Raw genomic sequence first — 17,353 nt, forward strand, 5'->3', positions numbered from 1 at the left:
AATCAATCAAATGTACTATTTAGAAAATAGGATCTTATGAACAAATAATCAATAGGTGAACATATGTTTTTATTTTTGTGATGATGAATTCTGTGATCTACAGCTTCAAATTTAATTTTTTTTGCCAAAAATGTAAAAAATAGGCGTTTCAAGGCGATTTTATAAGAATTTTTGCACTGAATCACACTTTGACAATCTGACTATGGGCAAGGATGAAGAAAAGAAGGTATGGTTAATTTGTATCTTCATTGAACTTATGTTCATTTTACAAACCGCCGAGGATAGAACTATGTGTGAACACTGTGATTCAAAAGCAACGATGAGCGAAAGCATTCCAGAAAAAATGAAAGCCGTGGTTGCTTATGCACCAAAAGACTACCGTTTAGAAACTGTCGATGTCCCTAAAATTAGTGAAGAAGAAATTTTGGTTCGCGTAGAAGCTTGTGGTATCTGCGCGGGTGATGTGAAGGCTTTTGAAGGTGCGCCAAGCTTTTGGGGGGATGCAGAGCAGCCCGCTTATATCAAGGCACCGATGATCCCAGGGCATGAATTTATTGGCCATGTCGTAGGCTTTGGTTCAAAAGTTGAAGGTTTTGCATTAGGTGACCGTGTTATTTCTGAGCAAATCGTACCTTGCTGGGAATGCCGTTTCTGTAAACGCGGTGAATACTGGATGTGTGAGAAGCATGACTTATATGGTTTCCAAAACAACGTGAACGGCGGTATGGCGCAATATATGAAGTTCACCAAAGAGGCCATTAACTACCATGTACCTGTTGAGATGCCAATTGAAGACGCTATTTTAATTGAACCTTACGCCTGTTCTTTACATGCGGTGCAGCGTGCCAATGTCAAATTGGGTGATGTCGTCGTGCTTTCGGGGGCGGGAACATTAGGCCTAGGCATGATTGGAGCAATTAAAAAATCCGGTGCAGGCAAGTTAGTCGTTCTAGATTTATTTGATAAACGTCTTGAATTAGCAAAAGAATTTGGTGCTGATATCGTATTAAACCCTAAACGTGATGATGTAGACAAAATTGTCAAAGAGATGACTGAAGGTTATGGCTGTGACATTTACATTGAAGCGACTGGGGCCCCTAAATCGGTAGAGCAAGGTCTTAAGATGATCCGTAAATTAGGTACTTTTGTTGAGTTTTCTGTATTTAAAGACCCTGTGACCGTGGATTGGAGCATTATCAGTGACCGCAAAGAACTGGATTTATTAGGTTCTCACCTTGGCCCATATTGCTACCCGTTAGTGATTGAAGGCATTGGTAATGGTGATTTCCCAACTAAAGGGGTGGTGACGGATATCTTACCTTTAGATAAATTTGCGGAAGGTTTTTCGATGATGGCGAAAGGTGACCCGCACATTAAAGTGGTTCTCGACCCAAACCTGTAGTGCTGTAGTGGGTTGAAAAAAATACGAAATTAAAAATATAACGATAAAAATTGGACCTGAATAAATGTCACCCTACCAAGGCTTGTTATTCAGGTCCTAACCCAGCGAACAAGCACTGAGGTCAACAATATGATAATCAATAAACTGTCTAAAGTAACGGGGTTTTCACCAAAGTTACTACTTGGCTATTTTGGCGTCCTGATCTTTATGATGGGGGAAGGGCTTGAACAAGGCTGGTTGTCGCCTTTTATTATTAGCCGTGGAATGAGTATTGAAGAGTCTTCATTACTGTTTAGTGTGTATGGTTTTTTTGCTGCTGTCGCCGCGTGGTTATCCGGTGTATTGGCTGAAATTTATACTGCTCGTCGTGTGATGATTTTTGGTTTTGTGATGTTTGTGATTGGCTCGGTTATTTTCTTATCTGTTGGTTTACCGAGTAACAGCCTGTCTATCATGATCCCAACCTATGCGTTGCGTGGTTTTGGTTATCCAATGTTTGCCTACGGCTTCTTAGTTTGGGTGGCCTATGAGGCGCCAATTAAAAAATTGGGCTCTGCTGTTGGGATCTTCTGGTTTGTTTATAGTGGCGGACTCGGTGTTTTAGGGGTGATGTATTCGAGTTATGCGCTGCCAATTTTAGGTGAAATGGCAACGTTATGGAGTGGACTAATTTTTGTCACTATCGGGGCATTTATTGCTATCGCGCTTAACCGCAACAAAGCGGGAGATACACCGGACTCACCGAAAGAAAAAGTTTCACTTAGCTATGTGTTTAAAGGGATCACGATTGCGTTTGAAAACCCAAAAATTGGTTTAGGTGGCATTGTTCGTACTATTAATACCTCTGCAGCGTATGGTTTTGTGATCTTCATGCCAATGTTTCTTGCCGACTTTGGTTTTTCCCGCACAGAATGGTTACATATCTACGCAGCACTTTGGACAGTAAACATCGCTTTTAATCTGATCTTTGGCGTTGTCAGTGACCGTATCGGTTGGCGCAATATTGTGATTTGGTTTGGTTGTGTCGGCTGTATGGTTTGTACCTTAATGTTTTATTACGTGCCTTATTATTTTGGGCACAATTATACCCTGATGATGATAGCCGCTGGCTTATTTGGTGCATGCCTCGCTGGATACGTACCACTTTCAGCCATCATGCCGAGTTTAGCGCCTGAAAATAAAGGTGCAGCAATGTCAGTCCTTAATTTAGGGGCAGGGTTAAGCACTTTTGTCGGTCCTGCATTAGTTGGGCTCTTTATTAGTAGTGTAGGTGCTTTTGGCGTGATTTGGATTTTCTCGGGGCTCTATTTATTTAGTGCGATATTGATGAAATTTATTACTGTGCCGGCGGAATTACTTGAAAAGTCGGCAGAGATGCAGCTAACACCAGAAAATAAGTAAATGAGGGAATTATGAACAGAATCATTAATGAACCTGATCTTGTTGTTGAAGATGCCATTCAAGGCTATTTGAAAGCGCACCCTGAATATTTTGCGCAGACTGATAATGCGCGCGTATTAAAATACCCAAAAGCACCAATACAAGGGAAAGTGGGCATTGTTACTGGTGGTGGCTCCGGCCATGAACCTGCATTTTTAGGCTATGTGGGCGAAAACATGTTAGATGCGGTGGCAATTGGTGAAATTTTCTCCTCGCCAACCGCTGGGGCATTTTTAGATGCGTTCAAAGCCGCAGACAGTGGGGCGGGCGTTGCTTGTTTATATGGTAATTATGCAGGCGATAACATGAACGTCAAAATGGCGATGAAAAAAGCTGAAAAAGCGGGTATGAAAGTTAAAACCGTGGTTGCTACCGATGACGTCGCTTCAGCCCCTGCGAGCGAGAAAGAAAAGCGCCGTGGTGTCGCGGGTGAAATACTCATGTGGAAAGTGGGTTCTGCCGCAGCAAGTAAAGGCTATGATTTAGACGGCGTGATTAATGCGGCACAAAAAGCGATTAATAACTGCCATTCTATTGGTGTTGGGCTAACGTCTTGTACCATTCCAGCGGTGGGTCATCCAAATTTTCATATTGAAGATGGGATGATGGAGCTCGGTATTGGCCACCATGGTGAGCCAGGCATTGAAATCATGCCAATCCAGTCTGCAGCGCAAATGGCACAAACTATGTTAACGCCAATCTTAGATGATATGCAGGCAAAACAAGGTGATGAAGTCGTCGTATTGGTTTCAGGGTTAGGTGCCACACCCGTAATGGAATTGTATATCTATTATGCAGAGGTTGAAAAACAACTCAGCGAAAAAGGCGTGCGTATTGTTCGTAACTATGTTGGTAACTATTTTACGTCATTAGAAATGATGGGGGTAACGCTGACATTAATGAAAGTGGATGATGAATTGAAAGCATTGATGGATGTCCCTGCATATTCATTGGGTCTAACACAGGTCAAATAAGGAGACAACTATGCAAGTTATTTCAACGGGCAACGGCAAGGAAATTACCCTTGATTTAGTGAACATTATTGTTTCTAACCGTGAATACCTCAGCGAAATTGATGGAGCAATAGGGGATGGAGACCATGGCATCAATATGGCAAAAGGTTTTAATCTATGCGCTAAAGCAATCGTAGACCGTGAATTATCACTCAGTGAAGGCTTTGAAGAGATTTCTGATGCCTTGATGGAAGGTATTGGCGGTTCAATGGGGCCACTTTATGGCAGTTTCTTTATGGGAATGTCAGACAGCATTTCAGGGAAAAATGAGTTATCGCAACAAGATTTTCTTGCTATGTTGAAAAATGGGCTATCCGAACTGCAAGACATCAGCAGTGCAACAGTGGGTGACAAGTGCCTAATGGATACATTGATCCCTGCGGTTAATGCCTTTGAAGAGGCAACAAAAGCAGGAAAACACTTTAAACAAGCGCTTGATGCGATGCAGGCCGCTGCAGTTGCAGGCCGTGATTCCACGGTAGATTTAGTGGCTAAAATTGGCCGTGCAAGCCGCCTTGGTGAGCGTTCAAGAGGCGTATTAGATGCAGGCGCGACTTCTTGTTGTTTATTATTATGCCAATTAGCGCAAAGTGTTGAAAAACAGAGCGCATTAACCAATGCATAATTGTTTTATATAACTCTTTTCGTGGATATATAGTCAAAAACCATTGCTATATATCCATTCTCTTTTATAACTCACTTATTAATTGCCACTAGAAACGCTATACTAAAACCTTATCATCCTTGTTGCGATTAACACCAATAAAGAGGAAACCACTATCTTATGGATAGATCACAAACATCTTCCGAAATCGAGCTACTGACTGAAATTGCGATAGCTTATTATCGCGATGAAATTACTCAGGAAGAGATCGCCAATAAGTTTGGTATATCGCGAATTAAGGTGGGGCGCTTACTTAAGCGAGCAAAAGAAGAAGGTATTGTTGAGATCAATGTTCGCTATCATCCTATTTTTAGCACTCAGCTAGAGCAACAGCTACTTTCTCGTTTTCCGATTTCCCGTGCGTTGATTGCCCTCGATCATCCCGATGAAGAAGAACAACGCTATCAAGTTGGCACACTTGTCGCTAATTATTTATCGACAACATTACGTGACAATATGATAGTCACCGTCGGTCAGGGGCGAAATGTCGCGGTGGTAGCCGATAGCGGCGGGGCCGTTCCTGAAAAAGATTGCCGTTTTATTTGCGGAATCGGCGGAACACACCGGCCTGGCGACTCTATCAATGCGGACCATATCAGCCGTCGCTTAGCGAAGAAATTTGGCGGAACCAGTGAAACCCTATACGCCCCTGCTTATGTTGAAAATAACGAATTAAAGCAATCTTTTATGAAAAATGGGACCATTAAGGAAACCTTAGATCGCGCCCGTAAAGCGGATATTGCCTTAATTGGTATTGGCGATATGAATGAAGATAGCTATATGGTCAAACTAGGCTGGTTTACACCGCGTGAAATTGTTGATGCGAGTTTGAATCAAGGGGTGATTGGCGATATCGCGGGTTATGATTTTTTTAATGCGCAAGGGCAACATGTTGATACGGTGATGAATGACCGAGTAATTGGCCTAAGCATAGAAGAACTCAAGAAAATTCCTTGCGTAATAGCGATTGCTTCCGAATCCTCCAAGGCCATGGCTATCATGGGGGCGCTGCGTACGGGGGCGATTGATATTATTGCAACGAGTGCGAGTAATGTGCGGACGATTTTGAAGATGTCCCAATAGCTCGTCATACTCCAAGCTGTAGCGTTGTTGACTACGTTCATTCGCATTAGTCACATACTTGTGTATGCTCCTAACGACTCGTTCACTTGTCGCCTAGCTACAACTTGAATTATTTAGAGCTATTATTTGTCATACTTCAAGCTGTAGCGTTGTTGACTACGTTCATTCGCATTAGTCACATACTTGTGTATGCTCCTAATGACTCATTTACTTGTCGCCTAGCTACAACTTGAATTATTTAGAGCTATTATTTGTCATACTTCAAGCTGTAGCGTTGTTGACGACACTCACTTATTCGTTTTCTGCTTAGTTATGACCCCTAACTATTTAGGGTATCTATTATAAAATAGGTTTGCATCACCTAATTAGTTGCCTTATTATTTTTATGTAAACCTTTGGGAGATGGCATTCCTCCTTATATAAAACCGCCCGTAGAGGGCTGATGATGCCTACGTTAACCTTTTCATTTGATGGGGTACGTAGGTATTATGTGCCCTAATTTAGGGCATAAATGATCTATACTCGTCATACTTCAAGTTACATGGGTGTTGACTGCATTGCGCTAGCCGAATTACATACTTGTGTATGCTCATCGGACTATCTTCGTTTGTCGCCTTCATGTAACTCGAATTATTTAGAGTATAACTGGGAGACTTTCCTTTCATTTATCCCGCCAGACATTAAAGGAAGTTTCTATGTATGCCTCATTATTTGCAATTGCGATTGGTTCAGTGCTTGGCGGATGGCTAAGATGGTTTGTTAGCCTAAGACTCAATCACCTTTACCCAAATATTCCTCTAGGTACCGTTGTGGTCAATTTGGTTGGCGGCTTTGTCATTGGTTTTGCCATTTCGTACTTTGCCAATGCAAATATTAGCCCTGCCTATAAATTATTCATTGTGACTGGCTTCTGCGGCGCATTTACCACCTTTTCGACCTTTTCACTCGAAGTGTTGGTGCTAATCCAAGAAGGTAAATTGGGTTTCGCTATTAGCACCATTGCTATCCACGTAATTGGTGCCTTAATATTTACCTTGCTTGGTATGTTATGCCATCATTGGCTGACACAGGGATAATTTATTTATTCGCTAATAAATGATGCGCAGTGGCTTCATCGGTCACTAAACCTGTTACCCAACCGCCATTCATAACGGCTTGAATGGCTTTTGTTTTGTGTGCGCCACCCGCAAATGCGATCACAGGCTTATTTGGGGAGGGAAACAGCGGAACACTGGTGTGTGTGTCATCCAAAGCCGTAGAAAGTCGCTCACCGTTAGCTTGAATAAAATGCCCCAATAGCTCTGCGGCGACACCTTTTTCTAACAACATTTCCAATTGTTCATCCGTGACGAAACCTTCAGAATTGAGTGGGCATCCTTTGCCGACTTCGCCAATACCAATAAAGGTAATATCTGCATTCAGGGCTTTTTCCGTGACTTCCTTATACACGCGATGTTGGCACCACATTGCTTTATCTTCTGGGCTATCAGCATAAAGAGGTGCAGGTAGAATATAGTGTCGGCATTGTAATTTTTCTGCAAAGCGTAATGGAATATCATAGCGTGTTGCTGAGCTATCACGGGCAATAGCGCCTATTAATGAAACACATTGGTGCTGAGAGGTTTCTAGGTAAGGAAGAGCGTCAATAATACTGCGTAATGTTCTGCCTGAACCGATACCAATAACTTGAGGTTTATCGGGTTCGATTAATTGCTCCATGAGCTCAGCACCTGCCACTGAAATCATGTCGAGTGTCGCTTCTGTATCTAGTTGCCCTGACGGGATGACAAAGCAATGTGTTAGGTGATACTTTTGCTGGATTTCATTAGCGAGTCTTAAACACTCCGTAATCGGGTGCGTGATTTGCACCTGAACCATACCTTGTTCTTTTGCTAATGAAATAAGGCGTTGGGCGACTTGTCTTGATAGCCCAAGTTCATGCGCAATTTCCTGTTGTGTTTTGCCTGCCACAAAATATAGCCATGCCGCACGTGCAGCTTGTTCCATTTTTTTTAATTCTTTCTGCATGAACATTCTCCTGCTGGTTTCGCTTATTGTAATTCTGGGCAATTGTTTATTAAAAGGGCAAAAGTCAATACTGTGAGCATTATCGCAGTAATTGTGATCAGATTGAAACTAAAATATAACAAACGGGCATATGCCCAAAAAAATAGCAATTATTTAATTTTAGGGTAAGGAGTCACAATGCTAAAGCAGAAATCAGTGTGGATGCACATCGGTGCTGGGTCATTTCATCGTGCTCACCAAGCGTGGTATTTGCACCGCTTGTGTCAACAAGGGGATGATAGTTGGTCAATTGCCTTAGGGAATATTCGCAATGATGCGAATGCATTGCTTGATAACTTAACCAAGCAAAATGGGGAATATACCCTTGAAACAGTTTCACCTGAAGGTGAGCGTCATTATGAAAAAATTACTTCAGTGCGCAAAGTATTGCATTGGGATGAGAATTTAAGCCAGTTAGTGGAACAAGGTTGTGATAAAGCAACACGTGTTATTGCTTTTACAGTCACAGAAGCGGGCTATTATTTAACCCCACAGCATGAGTTAGATGCAGAACAGCCAGACATTAAAGCAGATTTAACGGGCAAAATGAGCACGATATATGGTGCATTAACACAAATTTTACGTGCACGTTTAGCAGCTCATGGTGAACCTGTGACCTTGTTAAATTGTGATAATTTGCGCCACAATGGCGAACGCTTTAGACACGGCTTTTTATCGTTTTTACAATTAAAAGGTGAAACTGAGCTGTACCAATGGGTGAAAGAAAATACGCGTTCGCCGAATACCATGGTTGATAGGATCACGCCTCGCCCAACCCCAGATGTGGCTGAACGTGTAAAACAGCATACTGGTTGGGATGATAAAGCACCTGTTATGGGAGAGGCATTCATTCAGTGGGTGATTGAAGATGACTTTATTAATGGACGTCCTGCATTAGAAAATGTCGATGTAGAAATGGTTGAGTCCGTTTTACCTTGGGAAGAAGCGAAGATTCGTATTCTGAATGCAAGCCACAGTTGCATTGCTTGGGCAGGCACCTTAATCGGTTTGAGCTTTATTGATGAAAGCACCCGCCAATCTGCTATCAAACAAATGGCATGGAATTATGTGACACAAGATGTGATCCCGTCATTATCGCCGAGTCCTCTCGATTTAGAACAATACCGTGATGTGGTACTCGCACGCTTTAGTAATCCTTATATTCAGGATACTAACCAACGTGTAGCCGCAGATGGCTTATCAAAAATACCTGGTTTTATTACGCCAACACTCCAAGAATGCTATCAGCGTCAGCAGACTCCGGCTGCGACGGCTGTGCTGCCCGCTTTATTTTTCGTATTTTTACAGCGCTGGGCTCGTGGTGAATTACCTTATGAATATCAGGATGGTGTGTTGGATGTGGCACTATATCAAAAAATGATGAATAGCAGTGACGCATTGTCGCAATTTGTCTCAAGTGAAATGTTGTTCGGCTCACTCGCTCATTCTACGGAATTCCACGAATTGATGAGCAACACGGTTGAAAAAGTTGAAAATTGGCTCAAGTCACCTCAACAACCTCTGTAAGGAGAAAGGCGATGTACCTCGGAATTGACCTAGGCACTTCAGAACTTAAGGCCGTATTAATTAATGCTCAGGGCGAAATTGTTGCCTCAAGTCACATGGCATTAACAGTACAAAGGCCACATTCTCAGTGGGCAGAACAATCACCAGATAGTTGGTGGGAAGCCACTAACGCGGTTGCGGCTACCTTGCGCCAAAAAGCCCCAGAAGCATGGGCAGCGGTGAAAGCGATTGGTTTATCGGGCCAAATGCACGGCGCAGTATTATTAAACAGCGAGCACCAAGTACTTCGTGACTGTATCTTATGGAATGACACCCGCAGTGCGAAGGAATGTGAATGGTTAATGGCAAATCACCCTGAGTTTCTAACGATTGGTGCTAATTTAGTGATGCCAGGTTTCACGGCGCCCAAGTTATTGTGGGTCGCACGCCATGAACCAGAAATATTCAAACAAGTTGCTAAGGTATTGCTTCCTAAAGATTATTTACGTTGGAAAATGACTGGTCAATTTACCAGTGATATGTCTGATGCGTCGGGCACATTATGGCTAGATGTGGCTAAGCGTGATTGGTCTGATGAACTATTGGCTGCAACTAATTTAACTCGTGAACAAATGCCTTCTTTAGTTGAAGGCGCTGAAAAAAGCGGTGTGTTACGGGCGGATTTAGCTTCCCAATGGGGGCTTAGCGCCGATGTAATTATCGCTGGTGGAGGCGGTGATAATGCGGCTTCTGCTGTTGGTGTTGGTGCGGTTAATGACGGTGATGCTCTAATTTCTTTGGGCACCTCTGGCGTCATTTTTGTGGTTAATAATCAGCTACAAGCAGCACCACACCAAGGCGTCCATGCATTTGCTCATGCATTGCCAAATCGTTGGCACCAAATGAGTGTGATGTTAAGTGCTGCCAACTGTTTGCGTTGGCTTTGCCAGCTTCTTTCCACAACGGAAAACCAGCTAATGGATGAAGTGGGGCAATTGACCGATGACGAGAAGAAGCAAGCGCCAGTATTTTTGCCTTACCTATCAGGGGAAAGAACACCCCATAATGACCCTTACGCAATGGGCTCATTCTTTGCGTTAAAAAATGAAACAACGCGTGCTCAGCTTGGTTATGCGGTGATTGAAGGAGTGACCTTCGCTCTGGCGGATGGCATGCAGGTTTTAACGCAAACGGGAACGCAAATTAGCCAGTGTAGCTTAACAGGGGGAGGAGCACGAAGTCCTGTTTGGGCGCAGCTTATTGCTGATGTTATCGATATACCGATTGTGACTCACCCGGCGAGTTCGTCGGGGGCTTTAGGTGCGGCTCGTTTGGCATGGCTGGCGGACGGCGGTAATACAGAAACCGTGTGCCAAAAACCAGAAGTGCTGAGTACCTATTTACCACAAAAACAGTGCCAAACTTGGTTAAATCAACGGCTTGATGTTTTCCGTTTATTATACCAACAGCAAAAACAAGCAAGGGAATTATTGCCGCAGTAGGCGAGTGTGGCGGTGTTTCCCTACATATCACCGCCACGGTTATCTCTTCGCGATTGATTAAAATAACAAAATTAAAATGAGGAAACTGCAATGGAACAGAAGCAGTATTGGCTTGGTCTACCTAAGCATTTGTTCTGGGGTTTTATTGCCATCGCTATCTTTATGAGTGGTGATGGCTTTGAAATGGCTTTTTTATCAAAACATATTACTGATTTAGGGTTTACACCGGCGCAATCCGCGATGGTATTTACTGTCTATGGTTTAATGGCAGCCGTTGCGGCGTGGGCATCTGGTGTTGTGGCTGAAATTATCACCCCCCTAAAAGCCATGATGATCGGGTTTATTCTCTGGATTGTCATGCATGCCTTATTTATGGCATTTGGTCTCGGTATGAAAAGCTATACCTTGATGCTGTTATTCTATGGTATTCGTGGGCTGGCTTATCCATTGTTTATTTATTCATTTATGATGATGCTGGTGCAAGTCATCCCTCGAGCGCATCTTGCTGCGGCTACGGGTTGGTTCTGGGCGATGTACTCGGTAGGCATTGGTGTTATCGGCAGTTATCTGCCTAGTTTTTCAATCCCAATGATGGGTGAAACAGGAACATTATGGATGGCCATCGGTTGGGTCGCTATTGGTGGCGCAATTGCTTATTTTAGCCTACGTAACATTCCAGTTGATCGCTCCAAAGTTAATTTACCCATGAAAGATAAAATGGCTGAATTGTCGCGGGCTGCCACCATTTTATTTACCAACAAAGACATCTTTATGGCAAGTTTAATCCGCATTATCAACACTATTTCGTTGTTTGGTTTTGCAATCATCATGCCATTACTCTTTGTTGACCGCTTAGGGTTCACCATCTCTGAATGGTTACAGATTTGGGCGGTTTTCTTCTTTGTCACTATTTTTACGAATATTTTTTGGGGAATTGTTGGTGAACATATTGGTTGGATCCGCCAAGTCAGGTGGTTTGGGTGCCTAGGTATGGCAATATCCAGCTTAATGTTTTATTACTTACCGGTTTATTTTGGTCATAATTTTGCCATCGCATTAATACCCGCCATTTTATTAGGTATTTTTGTGGCTGCATTTGTTCCAATGACGGCTGTATTCCCAAGTATTGAGCCACACCATAAAGGTGCTGCGGTCTCAATTTATAACCTTTCAGCGGGGCTGAGTAATTTTGCTGCACCGGCAATAGCCAGTTTAGTATTACCTTTCTTTGATATTGTGGGTGTTGTTTGGGCATATACAGGTTTGTATATCTTTGCAGGAATACTGACATTCTTTATTAAAGTTCCACAACCCGGCTTTGAAAATAATCGCAAAATAAAACCAGCTAAGGTAGCGGCTGAACAACAAACTAGTCATTAAATTACTTTATCTATTACTCATTAAACCCTGTAGGTAGTGAATTATCTATGGGGTTTTTCTTTGTTTAAATAAACTTTATTGTCAAAACAAACTAAATTGGAGATGAAGGGATATCATCCTTTTCAACAGCAATATAAAGAGAAACGGTTTAAAAATAAAATAAAGTAGAATATTTCCTATAAATAGAAATATTGGTCATATTTATAAGGTGATTTTTCATCTTATTACGATATTTATTGAAAATACAGCCATGGACAATAGAATATAATTTCATAGATTAAAAAATAAACTATAGTTGATTTGTTTGTAAATAATAAGTTAAATGACATAAAATATTAGCTTATAAACCTGCATTTAGAGAATATTAAGGTGCTTGACCCCTTTCAATGTTATATCTGACTATTTAGTTCACTGCATACCTTTATTCCAAGCTGTTTAAATCCTGTTTAGCTCTCTATACATCTGAATTTTCGGTGTTATGATGAATTTTGTTGCAATTTCGTGTGTTTGTAGCGAAATACTCTCTATATTGGTGTTTTGTTGCGCCAAATAAAATTTATAATCTAACCTTAATTGAAATTAATAGTTTTCAATACCAAAAAATAATCTAATAAAAAAAGATAAGTGCGGGGAAAAAGTTATGTCACAGATGTTAGCTCTGTTTCTGATAGTGGGGATATTATATATTGGGGATGCTATAGCCGTTAGAACTAAGGCTTGGATCCCCTCCGTATTTGTATGCGCAGTGCTCTTTCTTTTAGGTTATTGGACTATTTTCCCGAAAGATATTGTGAGTATTGCCGGTATTCCTCAAGTAGTTGCGGTTACCTTAATGTATTTGTTAATTACAAATATGGGAACCTTATTATCGTTAAAAGAATTGTTGCGCCAATGGAAAACTATTCTTATCTCCTTAGCTGGGATTTTAGGCATTATTTTCTTGACCTTTATTGTCGGTATTGCCTTATTTGATTTAAATACTGTATTAGTTGCAGTTCCTCCGTTAGTTGGTGGAATCGTTTCTTCGCTAATTATGTCAAAAGGTGCTGCTGAGGCAGGTTTAGTTGACCTTTCGGTTTTCGCTATTTTAATTTACGTTATGCAGGGGTTTGCAGGTTATCCACTCACTGCCGTGATGTTAAAAAAAGAAGGGCGTCGAGTTCTAGAAAAATATCGCAATGGCCAATGGCAAGAAACATTATCTGTTGATGGCGCAAAAGATGTTGAAGTTAAAGCAGTGGTATCTGAAGATGAAATGCCACGTATGTTCAAGAAAATCCCTAATCACTATAACACCAGCTATTTTAAATTCTTACGCTTAGCTGCGGTAGGGTATTTGGCTTATTTAGCCTCATCTTTTGCAGCCCCTTATGTGAGTATTAGCCCATTTGTGTTGTGTTTATTATTTGGTGTTATTGCCTCTTCGTTAGGTTTCTTAGAAAGACAACCATTACAAAAAGCCAATGGTTTTGGGTTCGCCATTATGGCCTTAATGTTATTTATCTTCGATACATTAAACCATGCGACTCCTGATATGTTATTGCGTCTAGTTTATCCGATGGTGGTGTTAATTAGTGCAGCGGTTATTGGAATGTACCTTGCATCATGGGTGGTTGGTAAAATATTAGGCGTTACCAAAGAAATGGCGTTTGCTGTTGCTCTAACGGCTTTATATGGTTTCCCTGCTGACTACATCATTACTAACGAAGCGATCAACGCATTAACGAAAGATGAAAAAGAACGCCAAGTATTAACTAGCCATATGTTAGGGCCGATGCTAGTTGGTGGCTTTATTTCTGTGACCATGGTTTCTGTTGTATTAGCAGGTATTATGGTGGCTTATATTGTTCCAATTGCAGGGTAAAAAATAATGGAAACAAGTACTTCAAGAATTCAGCGTCATTTAGAACAGTTAGCAGAATACACCGCAACACCGGGGCAGGGCACTACTCGGATGAGCTATAGCGAACAAGATAAACAAGCGCGTGATTACTTAAAACAAGAAATGCGCGCTTTAGGATTACAAGTTCGAGAAGATGCTATTGGTAATATTTATGGGCGCTTAGAAGGCCAGCAACCTGATTTGCCTGTGGTGATTGTGGGTTCTCATTTTGACTCTGTTCCTCATGGCGGGGCATTTGATGGCCCGGCAGGGATTGTTACAGGTTTGGATGTCGTAGCGCGTATTCGCGAACAAAACTTAACTCCGAAATATCCCTTAGAAGTCATTGCCTTGGTTGAAGAGGAAGGGACCAGTTTTGGCCGGGGATTGATGGCTTCAAGTGTGATAACGGGTTTGATTGGTACAAAAGAATTATACCAACTCAAAGATAGGCAGGGTGTAAGTGCGGCGCAGCGTATGGTAGAGGCAGGGTTCAATGCTGATCATGCATCACAAGCTGTGCTCGACCCTAAAAAGGTCAAAGCATTTTTAGAATTACACATCGAACAAGGCCCGGTGTTAGAACAGGCAAATGAAGATATAGGGATCGTAGAAACTATCGTAGGTATCAGTCAGTTAGAGATTAAACTGACAGGTAAAGCAGGCCATGCAGGTACTACGCCGATGAATATGCGAGCCGATGCATTAGTGTGTGCAAGCCAAATTATTAGTCATATTCCTGAACTAGCAAAGGCGGCAGGGGATAATACGGTTGCGACCGTAGGCCGGTTATCAGTATTACCTAATGGGGCGAATGTCATCCCAAGCGAAGTCACTTTTAGCGTCGATATTCGCTCTAAAAATGACGTTGCGTTACGTAAAGTGATTGAACAAATAATCGAATTAACAGAACAGGTTAGCAATTCGTTAGCGATTTCAAGCGATATTGTTCAGCCGTTATATGTTCAGCCAACGGAGCTCAATAGTGATATTCATCAACTAATGCAACAACATGCCAGCGACCAAAACTTACGTTTTCGTTCAATGGTCAGTGGCGCGGGGCATGACACTATGATTTTTGCAGGTATAACTCAAACGGGACTGATATTTGTGCCAAGTCGTAATGGGTTAAGCCATCATCCAGATGAATGGACGGATTATGCACAAATCGCGCGAGGAGCAGATGTGATGTTTGCTACCGTTAAGTCATTAATAGAATGTTAATTAATAAGTGAGCCAGATACAGTATCTGGTTGAGCAATAGGGTAAAAGGTAGAAAAATGATTAATAAAACAATTACAGCCGCAATCAAAAAATATACACCTGAAATGATTGCTTTTCGTCGTGATCTACACGCTCACCCTGAACTACCGTTTGAAGAAGTACGCACCACGCAACGTATTGCTGAAGAATTAGACAAAATCGGAATCGAGTATCGGCTAACCGAGCCTACCGGTGTTATTGCGGAAATTAACGGCGGTAAGCCAGGTAAAACAGTTGCTCTGCGTGCAGATATAGACGCATTACCCGTTTTGGAGTTGAATGATTCATTAGAATATAAATCGACTATTGAAGGCAAAATGCACGCTTGTGGTCATGATGCACATACGGCAATGTTATTAACGGCAGCCAAAGCATTGTATGAGGTGCGAGAAGAATTAGCCGGCAATGTGCGTTTAATTTTCCAACCTGCAGAAGAGATTGCTCAAGGCGCATTAGCCATGATCAAACAAGGCGCAATCGAAAATGTGGATAACGTTTTTGGTATGCATATTTGGACAACCACACCATCAGGAAAAGTATCTTGTAATGTGGGTGGGTCTTTTGCTTCTGCTGATTTACTGAAAGTCACTTTTAAAGGCCGTGGTGGTCATGGTTCTATGCCAGAAGCAACTATTGATGCAGCAGTTGTTGCTTCTGCATTTGTCATGAATTTACAAGCGATTGTGTCCCGAGAAACCTCATCTTTAGACTCAGCCGTGGTCACGATAGGTAAAATGGATGTCGGGACACGCTTCAATGTTATTGCAGAAAATGCAGTATTGGATGGTACGGTACGTTGTTTTGATATCGAAACTCGTAACCGCATCGAAGCTGCGATCCGCCGTTATGCCGAGCACACTGCGGCTATTTATGGGGCGACTGCGCAGGTTGATTATATCTATGGGACATTACCGGTTATCAATGAGGAGCGCAGTGCGCTGCTGGCTCAATCAGTCATTTCACAAGCTTTTGGTGAGCAAGCTCTGATTAACGAAAGACCAACACCGGGTGGTGAAGATTTCAGCTTCTACATTGAAAACATCCCGGGGTGTTTTGCTCTGTTAGGCACAGGAAATGCCGAAAAGGACACTCAATGGGCGCATCATCATGGTTGCTTTAATATTGATGAAGACACGATGGCAACAGGTGCTGAACTTCATGCCCAATATGCGTGGAGTTATTTACAGCAACAGGAGTTTTAATTGAGCATGTTAATGCTATTAGGGCTAGTTATTTTACCAATACCGGGATTACCACTAACCCTACTGCCTATTTATTTTGGTTATTAAGATAAGTTAAGAGTGCGAGTAGCGGCCACATATTTGGCTGCTATTCGTTGTGATGAATAAAAATAGCTTCTCTTAAGCGCTGTTGTTGTTCAAAACGTTGTTCTTGGTTGATTTGCGGGTCATGGGATAGCTGCATCAGCATTTCATTCATCTTATGAACTGAATTTTCATCAATCAATTGGCTTACTTTTTCAACAATTTCATCATAGTAGGGCATAACACAGGCTCCAATTAATATTCACTAAAACTATAATAACGCAAAATCTATTGGGCTGGATAGGCGATTAATTTTGTTTATCGATCACCATAACTGCCATTGTATTCGGTTCTAAGGCTCGCATTATATGTGGCTCATCTCCGGGGTAGTGGATATAGTCCCCAACTTGTAGCTCAACAGGGTTATCCAATGGGCCGACTAACGCTCTGCCAGACATAATAATGATGTGCTCGCTGACGCCATGCATATGAGGTTCTGAAATACGATCACGACCGGGCTGGGCAACCACAGTATAAATATCACGTCGCGAATCTGCGGGGGCTGATGAGAGTAAAAAGGCCAAATAATTCGCGTGTTCGGCACTGACCGGTATCGCCTCCCCATGGCGGATCACAGTGACAGCTTCTTGCTTTTCTTCAATTAATCGTGCGAAAGGAATATCTAACGCTACACAAAGTGCCCATAAGGTTTCAATACTTGGGTTACCACTACCCGATTCCAATTGAGAAAGTGTAGATTTAGCGATACCCGCTTTGCGAGATAGCTCTGATAGGGATAGCCCGCTTTTTTGTCTTTCACGAACAAGGGCTTTTGAAATCAACTCAATGGGAGGTGAAGGTAGATTCAATTTTAATTTTCCTATTT

The 17,353-nt window shown here is 42.1% G+C and carries 15 protein-coding genes and 1 riboswitch; of the genes, 12 read left to right on the top strand and 3 right to left on the bottom strand.

Translation table 11 applies throughout. The annotated features are described in order from the left end of the window. Positions 1-289 precede the first annotated feature (289 nt). From M1F25_RS09145 to crcB, 6 genes are all read left to right on the top strand, one after another. Entirely contained in the window at positions 290-1,402 is a 1,113-nt protein-coding gene (locus tag M1F25_RS09145) for an MDR/zinc-dependent alcohol dehydrogenase-like family protein (RefSeq protein WP_036958649.1), read from the top strand. A 129-nt stretch (positions 1,403-1,531) separates the two neighbouring features. Next, positions 1,532-2,803: an MFS transporter gene (locus tag M1F25_RS09150; RefSeq protein WP_004263544.1), complete on the top strand. Its 1,272-nt coding sequence runs from the start codon at positions 1,532-1,534 to the stop codon at positions 2,801-2,803. Positions 2,804-2,814: 11 nt separating this feature from the next. Next, on the top strand, positions 2,815-3,816 hold the full coding sequence (locus M1F25_RS09155; protein ID WP_094961242.1) for a dihydroxyacetone kinase subunit DhaK: 1,002 nt from the start codon (positions 2,815-2,817) through the stop codon (positions 3,814-3,816). A 10-nt stretch (positions 3,817-3,826) separates the two neighbouring features. Next, on the top strand, positions 3,827-4,480 hold the full coding sequence (dhaL, locus tag M1F25_RS09160) for a dihydroxyacetone kinase subunit DhaL (RefSeq protein ID WP_181489599.1): 654 nt from the start codon (positions 3,827-3,829) through the stop codon (positions 4,478-4,480). A gap of 159 nt (positions 4,481-4,639) precedes the next feature. Next, positions 4,640-5,602, top strand: a complete 963-nt coding sequence (locus M1F25_RS09165; protein ID WP_004263559.1) for a sugar-binding transcriptional regulator — start codon at positions 4,640-4,642, stop codon at positions 5,600-5,602. A 389-nt stretch (positions 5,603-5,991) separates the two neighbouring features. Next, positions 5,992-6,061: riboswitch (Fluoride riboswitch) on the top strand. A 236-nt stretch (positions 6,062-6,297) separates the two neighbouring features. Next, positions 6,298-6,678, top strand: a complete 381-nt coding sequence (gene crcB, locus M1F25_RS09170) for a fluoride efflux transporter CrcB (RefSeq protein ID WP_181489600.1) — start codon at positions 6,298-6,300, stop codon at positions 6,676-6,678. Position 6,679: 1 nt separating this feature from the next. Here the strand turns inward: crcB and M1F25_RS09175 are convergent, their stop codons facing one another. Beyond that, positions 6,680-7,630, bottom strand: a complete 951-nt coding sequence (locus tag M1F25_RS09175; protein ID WP_036958650.1) for a sugar-binding transcriptional regulator — start codon at positions 7,628-7,630, stop codon at positions 6,680-6,682. Between the two features lie 177 nt (positions 7,631-7,807). Here M1F25_RS09175 and dalD point away from each other — a divergent pair, with 177 nt between their 5' ends. The 6 genes from dalD to M1F25_RS09205 all read left to right on the top strand — a co-directional run bounded on the left by dalD (position 7,808) and on the right by M1F25_RS09205 (position 16,404). Continuing rightward, positions 7,808-9,196, top strand: coding sequence for a D-arabinitol 4-dehydrogenase (dalD, locus tag M1F25_RS09180; RefSeq protein WP_094961246.1), 1,389 nt, complete (start codon positions 7,808-7,810; stop codon positions 9,194-9,196). Between the two features lie 11 nt (positions 9,197-9,207). Beyond that, positions 9,208-10,677, top strand: coding sequence for a xylulokinase (xylB, locus tag M1F25_RS09185; RefSeq protein WP_004263576.1), 1,470 nt, complete (start codon positions 9,208-9,210; stop codon positions 10,675-10,677). A gap of 90 nt (positions 10,678-10,767) precedes the next feature. After that, positions 10,768-12,057, top strand: coding sequence for an MFS transporter (locus M1F25_RS09190; protein WP_004263579.1), 1,290 nt, complete (start codon positions 10,768-10,770; stop codon positions 12,055-12,057). A 640-nt stretch (positions 12,058-12,697) separates the two neighbouring features. After that, positions 12,698-13,921, top strand: a complete 1,224-nt coding sequence (locus M1F25_RS09195; RefSeq protein WP_004263585.1) for a hypothetical protein — start codon at positions 12,698-12,700, stop codon at positions 13,919-13,921. Positions 13,922-13,927: 6 nt separating this feature from the next. Then, positions 13,928-15,163: a Zn-dependent hydrolase gene (locus tag M1F25_RS09200; protein WP_004263588.1), complete on the top strand. Its 1,236-nt coding sequence runs from the start codon at positions 13,928-13,930 to the stop codon at positions 15,161-15,163. 56 nt (positions 15,164-15,219) lie between these two features. Beyond that, complete coding sequence (locus M1F25_RS09205) at positions 15,220-16,404, top strand: amidohydrolase (RefSeq protein ID WP_004263593.1); 1,185 nt, start codon at positions 15,220-15,222, stop codon at positions 16,402-16,404. A gap of 127 nt (positions 16,405-16,531) precedes the next feature. Here M1F25_RS09205 and M1F25_RS09210 read toward each other — a convergent pair whose 3' ends face one another. Both M1F25_RS09210 and M1F25_RS09215 read right to left on the bottom strand, forming a co-directional pair. Next, a complete protein-coding gene (locus M1F25_RS09210; protein WP_180311999.1) occupies positions 16,532-16,708 on the bottom strand; it encodes a DUF2526 family protein in 177 nt (58 codons plus the stop codon). 67 nt (positions 16,709-16,775) lie between these two features. After that, positions 16,776-17,336, bottom strand: a complete 561-nt coding sequence (locus M1F25_RS09215) for a helix-turn-helix domain-containing protein (protein WP_144140111.1) — start codon at positions 17,334-17,336, stop codon at positions 16,776-16,778. Between the last annotated feature and the right edge of the window lie 17 nt (positions 17,337-17,353).

Source organism: Providencia sp. PROV109 (genome assembly GCF_033681625.1).
Taxonomy (GTDB): Bacteria; Pseudomonadota; Gammaproteobacteria; order Enterobacterales; family Enterobacteriaceae; genus Providencia; species Providencia hangzhouensis.

Excerpts from the sequence above, each read along its gene's own strand:
- crcB (WP_181489600.1), top strand. The coding sequence starts at position 6,298 with ATGTATGCCTCATTATTTGCAATTGCGATTGGTTCAGTGCTTGGCGGA.
- dhaL (WP_181489599.1), top strand. The coding sequence starts at position 3,827 with ATGCAAGTTATTTCAACGGGCAACGGCAAGGAAATTACCCTTGATTTA.
- M1F25_RS09205 (WP_004263593.1), top strand. The coding sequence starts at position 15,220 with ATGATTAATAAAACAATTACAGCCGCAATCAAAAAATATACACCTGAA.
- M1F25_RS09155 (WP_094961242.1), top strand. The coding sequence starts at position 2,815 with ATGAACAGAATCATTAATGAACCTGATCTTGTTGTTGAAGATGCCATT.
- dalD (WP_094961246.1), top strand. The coding sequence starts at position 7,808 with ATGCTAAAGCAGAAATCAGTGTGGATGCACATCGGTGCTGGGTCATTT.
- xylB (WP_004263576.1), top strand. The coding sequence starts at position 9,208 with ATGTACCTCGGAATTGACCTAGGCACTTCAGAACTTAAGGCCGTATTA.
- M1F25_RS09150 (WP_004263544.1), top strand. The coding sequence starts at position 1,532 with ATGATAATCAATAAACTGTCTAAAGTAACGGGGTTTTCACCAAAGTTA.
- M1F25_RS09145 (WP_036958649.1), top strand. The coding sequence starts at position 290 with ATGTGTGAACACTGTGATTCAAAAGCAACGATGAGCGAAAGCATTCCA.
- M1F25_RS09190 (WP_004263579.1), top strand. The coding sequence starts at position 10,768 with ATGGAACAGAAGCAGTATTGGCTTGGTCTACCTAAGCATTTGTTCTGG.
- M1F25_RS09210 (WP_180311999.1), bottom strand. The coding sequence starts at position 16,708 with ATGCCCTACTATGATGAAATTGTTGAAAAAGTAAGCCAATTGATTGAT.
- M1F25_RS09165 (WP_004263559.1), top strand. The coding sequence starts at position 4,640 with ATGGATAGATCACAAACATCTTCCGAAATCGAGCTACTGACTGAAATT.
- M1F25_RS09195 (WP_004263585.1), top strand. The coding sequence starts at position 12,698 with ATGTCACAGATGTTAGCTCTGTTTCTGATAGTGGGGATATTATATATT.
- M1F25_RS09200 (WP_004263588.1), top strand. The coding sequence starts at position 13,928 with ATGGAAACAAGTACTTCAAGAATTCAGCGTCATTTAGAACAGTTAGCA.
- M1F25_RS09175 (WP_036958650.1), bottom strand. The coding sequence starts at position 7,630 with ATGCAGAAAGAATTAAAAAAAATGGAACAAGCTGCACGTGCGGCATGG.